Here is a 7,379-nt window from a genome sequence, read left to right as displayed (position 1 = left end):
GGACACCAGCACCGCTCAGGACACCGACGCTGCAGCGAGCGGCGCCGCTACCACCTCGACGACGCAACGAGGTCGGCGTCGTGCCAGAAAGAGGTCAGGGCCGACGAACGCTGCCAAAGCTGCCGGGCACCAGCCGAAGACGCCTCCGCAGCTGGATGCACTGGTGTCTACACCTGCTGATCAGCGACCCGAAGGGCAGAAGCGACCGACGCAGCGAGGCTGACGACCGCGGGCTGCAGCTCGGCCAGCGTAATTTGATGTCGGACCGCTCTCCTTGTGTCGTCGTGAGCGTCCGGAACATCCAGGGATTTCGACCAGGTGAGTGAGCGCCGAAAGCGACGCGGGCCGTCCGGCTGGACCGGAAGCCAGCCTCGTGCGGCGTCCATCTCCACCACCAACCACGCGAGGTCTCGCTCGGAACCACCGCGCCAGTCGAAGTCCGTGTTCTGCCCCCGAGACGAGTTGTCGGCAATCGCGAGCTGTGCGAGGGCAGCCGCCTCTTTCAAGGTGAAGATCTTTGGTCGTGCGGGGGGGGACAGACGGATGAGTGCGGCATGCACCTCGCGGTCCAGGCCCAGGCACAGCGACGCGTCGTCGAGCAACTGCGCAGTCACCGGAGTCGGATCATCGGCCAGCATGGCACGCCTGTCATCCTGATCGACGTTGGCCAACGCCCATTCGCAGCATCCCCGATCAGGCAGAGCGTGGGTTCCTGCCGTAGCCACGCGGGCTGCGCCCTCCAAACCGGCCTCGCGCAGTCCGCGCTTGAAGAACGCGGCCGCGAGGCGCGAACGGCAAACGTTCGCCTGACACACGAACGCGATCAGCGGTGGAACCGAACCCATGTCGCAAAGCCCCCCTGGCGCCGGACCGGCCCCCGGCAATCTGCTGCAAGTTTATCCATCCGTTGCACGGCGAGACCGCGGAAAGCACTTCCCTTCTCGCTGTGCTGAGAACTGCTCGCTGGTAGGTTCCCGGCCATGCCGTTGGCGTTGACCCTGAGCGAGCGATTCCGGCTTCGCAGTCGGCAGTTGTTGGAAGTGCTTCTGCGGTTGGTCCCGCTCCGAATCATCGAGGGCGCCCGCCGCCGGCACGTGATGGTCCCCCTCCTGCGCCACCGAAGCCTTCGCGGCCTGGATTCGTTCACCCTCGGTGGCAATCCGCCGATAACACTGTCAGCCGTTGATTCGCGGTTGACGCGCATCCTGTACTGGTACGGCGACAAGGGCTACGAAGGCAACGAGGTGGCCTGGTGGCGTCGGCTGTGCGCAGAAGCGACAGGCATCGTCGAGATGGGCGCGAACATCGGCTACTACACGGTCGTGGGCGCCCTAGCCGCGCCCTCGGCCTCGTACACCGCGATCGAGGCCAACCCCGGCAGCGTCGACATCGTCCGACGGAACCTGCAATTGAACTCGATCACGCACGTCGAGCTCATCACCGGCGCAGTGATGGGTTCCCCCGAAGCGCCGACGATCGAGCTCGCGCTCCCTGATCTGGAACAGTATGCAGCGCCGTCCGGCGCATACGTCCGCACCAGCGCCGAAGGCGTCGGCGCTCGTCGCGCGGCCCAGCGCACTATCTCTGTGCCCACGGTGCGCACGGGCGACGTCATCGGCGCAGCGGACCTCATCAAACTCGACATCGAGGGCGCGGAGTACGACGTTCTACACAGCAGCCTGCAGGACTTGATCGCCCGACGGGTGACGCTGCTCGTCGAAGTCCTGCGCGACACGCCACAGCTGCGCGCGTTGCTCGTACGGATGACCGAGCACGGGTATCGGTTCTGGCTGGTTTCCGAACCCGCACTTCGAGAGGTGCCTGCCTCTGCGGTCGCCGCCGGAACGGACATCTTGTCTCAGTACGGCTCGCGTGACATCGCCGTCATTCCAGACGAACGACGGGCATTATTCGACTGATCCGTTGGAGAGCAGTATTTGCAGCTGGGCGCCGATCCGGTCTCGGACGGGGCGGGCAGCCACCCAAGCGGCCAACCTTGCAGCCGCCTCTCGGTGCTCGGGCGCGATGGGCAACGGCTGTACCGCACCTCGGCGCAGCGTCGCAGACGTGGCTGAGAAGTAGACCTCGTCAGTGCCCGGCGGCGCCCAGCCAGCATCTTCCCAGTCGATCAACCAGTCACCTGTCCGGGCTCGCCGCAGATTCCAGGGGTTCAGGTCGCCATGGGACGGTACCCAGTGTTCCGGAACCCCGGGTGGCCGAGGCACGACGGCTCCGACCAGGGTGCGTACCTCGTCAAGCAATCCACTCCGCAATCGGGTGATCGCGCGGTGCGGCCTCATGGACATCAGGCCGTACCCGACCCAATGCCAGCCACCGACCTCACCCGTTCCGACGACGGACGGAACTCTGAAGCACGACAACCGGTGCTCCCGGGCTGCGTTGCTCACGCGTCTCTCCACCTCGAGATGCGTAGGGTCGCGATGCAGGCGAATTAGCGCCGACGCCGCCCCGGCGCACAGCAGGACGGTCGTGTTGCTCCGGAATGTCTGTGGTCGTTCGTATATCGCCACTCCATCGATGGGGCGGCCGACCGCATCCGTCCACATGTCCCACAGCACGTCGAAGACGCCGGGCTCCATAGGGGGTGACCACGAGTCGTGCGGTCCGGGCAGCAGGCGCCATCCACCGAGACGGGTTACGGCCCATACCGCTCGTTGGAATGCGAGCGGGCCAGGTCGTGACGCCGTGTAGAGCGTCACCCCCAGCGCCGACGCCGCCGCCGGACGATCGGGGATAAGGACGTTGCGCAACCCGGGCGGAAAGCGAACGTAGGTCTGACTCGCTATTCGGTCATAGCTCACGGAAGCGCCGCCGGCTGGTCCGTGTCTGCCGTTGCTGAGTCTGAAGCGCCGAGGATGCTGCGGATCGCTACCCGGTCGTCGTCCTCGAAGCCGAACAACCACAAGGCCGCGAAGTAGGCCCCTGCTCCGGCGGCCACGCCGACCACCAACTCGGTGAGCACGCCGGCCAACCCGACCCGGATCGCCACCGCGACCGCTGCCGCAACGGCGGCCGCGAGCAGCACCTTGATCAGTGAGCGGTCGAATGGAAGCACCCCGAACAGCAATCGGTTTTCTACCACTCTGGCGATGTTGACGACGGCCAGCGAGACGCTCCATGCGACAGCTGCACCCTTGATGCCGAAAGGCGGGATTAGGGCCACGTTGAGCCCAACGTTGAGCGCCAGCGTCACCAGGTTGTTCGTCATGTTGAGTCGGACGTGGCCGCTCATGTTCTGCAGATTGCCGCACGGCCCGGTCGCCGCGTTCAGAAGTTGACCCACGGCCAGGATGACGGTCACCCACACAGCGGATTCGTACTCATGCCCGAACAGGTGCAGGAGGTCGCCGGGGAAAACCAGCAACAACACGAACGCCGGCAGCGACAATGACAACATCCATCTGGTGGTGGTCGTGTACGCGTGCCGCAGTGGACCGGGCTCGCCGAGGTGCAACAAGTGGGCAAATTGCGGTGCGAGCGAAGCGTTGAGCGGCACCATCACGAAGACCGCGAGATTCACGATTCGGGTCGCGATCGTGTAGATGCCGACCTGTTGAGTCGTACTCAGCACTCCGAGAATGAGAGTGTCTGCCCAAACGAGCCCGACCGAAGCCAGAACCGTCCCCCAGCTCGCCGTCGAGAATCGCAGGACGGTTCTGACGTCCACGACCGGTCGAGCCGCAGGCAGCGATCGCAACAACCTTCGCAGGCTGATCAGGGCCAGCGCGGCAGTCGACCACGAGACAACGGGGATGACGGCGAAAATGCCTGTGACACTCCAACCGGCGAGGGTAGCCGCACCTGTGAGGAGCAAACGCGCCACTGGCTCGTACACCCAGCCGATCAACGCGAACGGCCGCTGCGTGCGCCAGCCCTGCGTGGCGGCCAGTGCCGCGTCACGCAGGGTTGCCGCCGGGAGGGTCAGAGCAACGAGGCGCAGTTCCTCGGTCAAGTGCGCATTGCCGAACAGCGTCGCAAGTGGGTGCGCGAGCACGGCCACCGCAACCGCCAGCACGAGCGACGTGGCCGCCGACGCCGACAGAGCCATCCGAATTATTCCTCTGACCCGCGATGGGTCGCCCTGGGCGAGGTACACGGCGACGAACCGATTGAGAGCGGGTTGAAATCCCCACAACGCAAGCAGGCCGACGACGATGAGCACGGCCCAACACAGGGTGTACTCGCCGACGGCCCGCCCACCCCGTTCGCGCGCGACAACGGTGACGATGGCGAACAGGCACAACTGGTTGCACGCGGCGCCGAGCAGGCTGAGCGTTCCGCCGCGCGCGGCCCCGGACAGCGCGAAACCGTTGGCGTCTCCGGCTGCCCTGCTGGGCGAGGTCACGGCGTGAACGGGTCGGATGAGCCGCGGGTATGTGCTTGGACATTCGCGATCTCACTGCCGAGGGCAGGCAAGAGCATGACAACGAACAGGACGTATGCGTCCAGCAACCCCGTCGCCAGGAGACTGTTGATCGCAGCGTAGAGGCTGGCGCCGAGCAGGAGAGACCGGTGCGGCTGAGGGGCGCGCGCCGACCCGACAAGCGTTGCCAGCACCCAGAGCGCGAGTAGAGCGAACCCCGCGATCCCTGCCTGGACGTAAGCCGACAACCAACTGCTGTCGAGGATCTGGGCGTTCCAATACGTGCCCGAGACCGCGACCTCTTTGACGCCTAGACCTCGGCCCACCCAGTGCTGCCAGAAATTCGCGGGTGCCGCCAGTGCTGATTGCCATGCGATCGTGCGCGAGTTGAGAGTGGTGACATTCTGGGTGCCGCCACGGTTGAAGTAATTCGACACCAGCGGCGAGAAATACAACAGGTAGACGACGGCGGGAACGGCGAAAACCAGTCCGACAACGGCCGGTGCCGGAAGGTGCGGCGAGACCAGCATGATGACCGCAACGGCAACCAGAAGCGCGGCCAACCCGGTTCGCGATCCCGTGAGCCAGGTGGCTCCGGTCAGCCCGACGAAGATCACAGGATCCCAGCGCTGACGGTGCTCGTTGAGCATGCGCCAGAGTGCACACAGGACGAGGGGACCGAACAGCAGGGCCAAGCCATTCGGGTTGACCGGCAGGATGCCGCCATAGAGCCTTCCCTTGGCGGCATAACTGGGCAGGCCTGTGACTGCCAGGAACACACCCACGCTGGCGAGGCCCGTCGACGTCTGGCCAACGACTTCGTTGAGCGACCCCGACATCATCAGGCACAGCATGGTCACCAGCACCACCAGGACGCGAACGACCAGGGTCGCGTTGGCCAGAAGGTCGCCACCCGCGAACCCACCCAGCAGCGCAACAACGAGGTATGCCGCTGAGATGGCCACTGTTCTCAGACCGACCCACGGCACATTCGCGGTTGACCTGAGCGCACTGATGGCCAGAACGAGCGCGATGAGGCTCAGCAATGCCTTTGCTCCGACGACCGGGTCGAAACCACCGGCGTAGTAATCCCCAACCCGCCAGTTGACGAGACTCACGGTCAGTAGCACCGCGCACAGGATCCGTTGACCGGCGCGCCAACGGTCGTGCGGAACGGTGGCGACCTCGTTGCGCACGCGGCCGGCAGCGGCTACCGAGCCTGTGGACAACGTCCCTCGATTCGGAAGGCAGAACGTGGGTCAGGACCACGTGAAGCGAGAGTCGATTCTAACCTCTTGACGCGATGAATCCAGTCAGACAGCCCCCACCCGCGTCAGCCCGGCGGCCAGTTGGGCGATGGCCGCGACCGAGGGCGGCAGGGGCATGCCCAGGGAGGAATCAACAGCGGCGAGCGTGGGCGGTCCGGCGTTCCCACGTTGACCTGTGCCGGCTTGAAAGGCCGGGACGGTCGGGTAGGTCGTCGCGCCGGACCCACCGGTCCCCCATGTCACGAGGCCCCCTGCGGCGGCACCGACGAAGGCATTGCCGCTGATGACGACGTTGAGCTGGTCCGCTGCGTACTGGCCGCTGTAATCACGGACTATCAGCTGCGGCATACCGGACGAAGACGGACCGACGACGTTGTTCATGAACGCGTCGTTCCTGATCACCCAAGGCTCGGTGGGGTCCGGTTGGGGCTGTCGTGGATCGTGTCCTGCATTCGCCGGGTTCGTACCTCGTCGGTTGTCCTCGACAATTTGTACCTGCGAGCGGTTGCCGATGATCGTGTTGTTCCAGATCTGCAGGCCGTCGGTGTTGTTGATCTTCAGACCGATTGCCCCGCTTCCGGTGATCGTGTTGTTCGCGATGACCCCGGTGGAGGAGACTTCAGCGACGGCACCGTTGGTGCTGTTTCCGGTGACCGTGCTACCGACCAGCACGAGGTTGTAACAGGACTCGTCGAACCACACGCCGACACCCAGGTTCTTGATGAAAGAACTGTTCCGAACCGTGATGTTGCGTGACCGGGCAATCTTGAGGCCGCCCGACACCGGCGCCGAGTTGAAGTGCTGCGTGTTGTTGTCCGACGCAAGAAGCCCGTCCACGGAGAGGTAGTCGGCGTAACCCGCGGTCATCCCCAACATGCCGTTGCGGGAGGTGGTCACGTTGCGAACCGAGATTCTGGTACCGCCAACGAACAAGCCAGTTGTCGCGTTGTCGTTCGAGACGACGTTTTCCACAACATCACCGGCACCGTCGACGCGCATCGTGCCCATGTCACCGACCGCGGTGGCGTACTTGCGGACCCCGATCCCGCGCAGGGTCACATTCGGGCCGTAGCTCGTGAAAGCAATACCGAGGTTGCTGGCCGTGACTTCGTGACCGGTCGGGTCGTCACCGACCACCAGCTGGTCCGACTGATAGTCGACATAGAAGGTGCCCGGCCCGACCGCAGCCGCGGTCGCAACCTGCGTCAGCGGCTCAGTCCCGAACCACACCTGGTCGGGGTACGCAGCCATCGGGTACGCGGGATTGACGAAGGCAAACCCGGGTGCCGTGGGCACGGTCTTGGTGTAGCTAGCGAGCGAACTGAATTTGGCGGTCCAACCGTTGTGCACCCAGGTGTTGCCCGAGCGTGTCCAGTTGTCGACCGGCGTGCTCCCGTCCAGCCAGACCGCCTCGGATGGGAAGGACTGGATCGTCAGGGACTTCGTTGCCTGGACCGTGACGGACTCGTTGTAATTGCCGGCGCGCAAGACGATCGTCGATCCCGACCGAGCTGCCGAGATCGCGTGGGCGAGGGTCCGCCAGGGCGCGGCCTGCGTACCTGCGGCCGAGTCGCTGCCGTTCGGAGCGACGAAGTAAGCACCGACCGGCACTGGGTACGTCGTGGTACCGGGAGCCGCCGCACCTGTCGGCGGCGCCGTGGTCGTCGGCGGAGCCGTGGTCGTCGGCGGCGCCGTGGTCGTCGGCGGCGCCGTGGTCGTCGGCGGCG

The 7,379-nt window shown here is 65.4% G+C and carries 6 protein-coding genes; 1 reads left to right on the top strand and 5 read right to left on the bottom strand.

Features of this window, described 5'->3' with window-relative positions; genetic code table 11:
* Nucleotides 1-167: 167 nt before the first annotated feature.
* The gene (locus tag ACFFCA_RS12265) at nucleotides 168-845 is read right to left on the bottom strand and encodes a hypothetical protein (protein ID WP_375485162.1); all 678 of its coding nucleotides are present in this window, start codon (nucleotides 843-845) and stop codon (nucleotides 168-170) included.
* A gap of 135 nt (nucleotides 846-980) precedes the next feature.
* Between ACFFCA_RS12265 and ACFFCA_RS12260 the strand changes: the two genes are divergently transcribed.
* Nucleotides 981-1,919 carry an FkbM family methyltransferase gene (locus ACFFCA_RS12260; RefSeq protein ID WP_375485160.1) on the top strand — a complete coding sequence of 313 codons (939 nt, stop codon included), beginning with the start codon at nucleotides 981-983 and terminating at the stop codon, nucleotides 1,917-1,919.
* Here ACFFCA_RS12260 and ACFFCA_RS12255 read toward each other — a convergent pair.
* The 4 genes from ACFFCA_RS12255 to ACFFCA_RS12240 all read right to left on the bottom strand — a co-directional run bounded on the left by ACFFCA_RS12255 (nucleotide 1,908) and on the right by ACFFCA_RS12240 (nucleotide 7,263).
* Entirely contained in the window at nucleotides 1,908-2,300 is a 393-nt protein-coding gene (locus ACFFCA_RS12255; RefSeq protein ID WP_375485186.1) for a phosphotransferase family protein, read from the bottom strand. The two genes, ACFFCA_RS12260 and ACFFCA_RS12255, sit on opposite strands and share 12 nt — an antisense overlap.
* Before the next feature lie 518 nt (nucleotides 2,301-2,818).
* Entirely contained in the window at nucleotides 2,819-4,366 is a 1,548-nt protein-coding gene (locus ACFFCA_RS12250; RefSeq protein ID WP_375485158.1) for a flippase, read from the bottom strand.
* Nucleotides 4,363-5,580, bottom strand: a complete 1,218-nt coding sequence (locus ACFFCA_RS12245) for an O-antigen ligase family protein (protein WP_375485156.1) — start codon at nucleotides 5,578-5,580, stop codon at nucleotides 4,363-4,365. The genes ACFFCA_RS12250 and ACFFCA_RS12245 overlap by 4 nt, the downstream gene beginning before the upstream one ends.
* A gap of 117 nt (nucleotides 5,581-5,697) precedes the next feature.
* The gene (locus tag ACFFCA_RS12240) at nucleotides 5,698-7,263 is read right to left on the bottom strand and encodes a right-handed parallel beta-helix repeat-containing protein (protein WP_375485155.1); all 1,566 of its coding nucleotides are present in this window, start codon (nucleotides 7,261-7,263) and stop codon (nucleotides 5,698-5,700) included.
* Nucleotides 7,264-7,379 lie beyond the last annotated feature (116 nt).

This window comes from uncultured Jatrophihabitans sp., from assembly GCF_964252635.1.
GTDB lineage: Bacteria > Actinomycetota > Actinomycetes > Mycobacteriales > Jatrophihabitantaceae > Jatrophihabitans.
The sequence above is the reverse complement of the archived record's forward strand: the minus strand, read 5'-3'. Positions and strand labels throughout refer to the sequence as shown.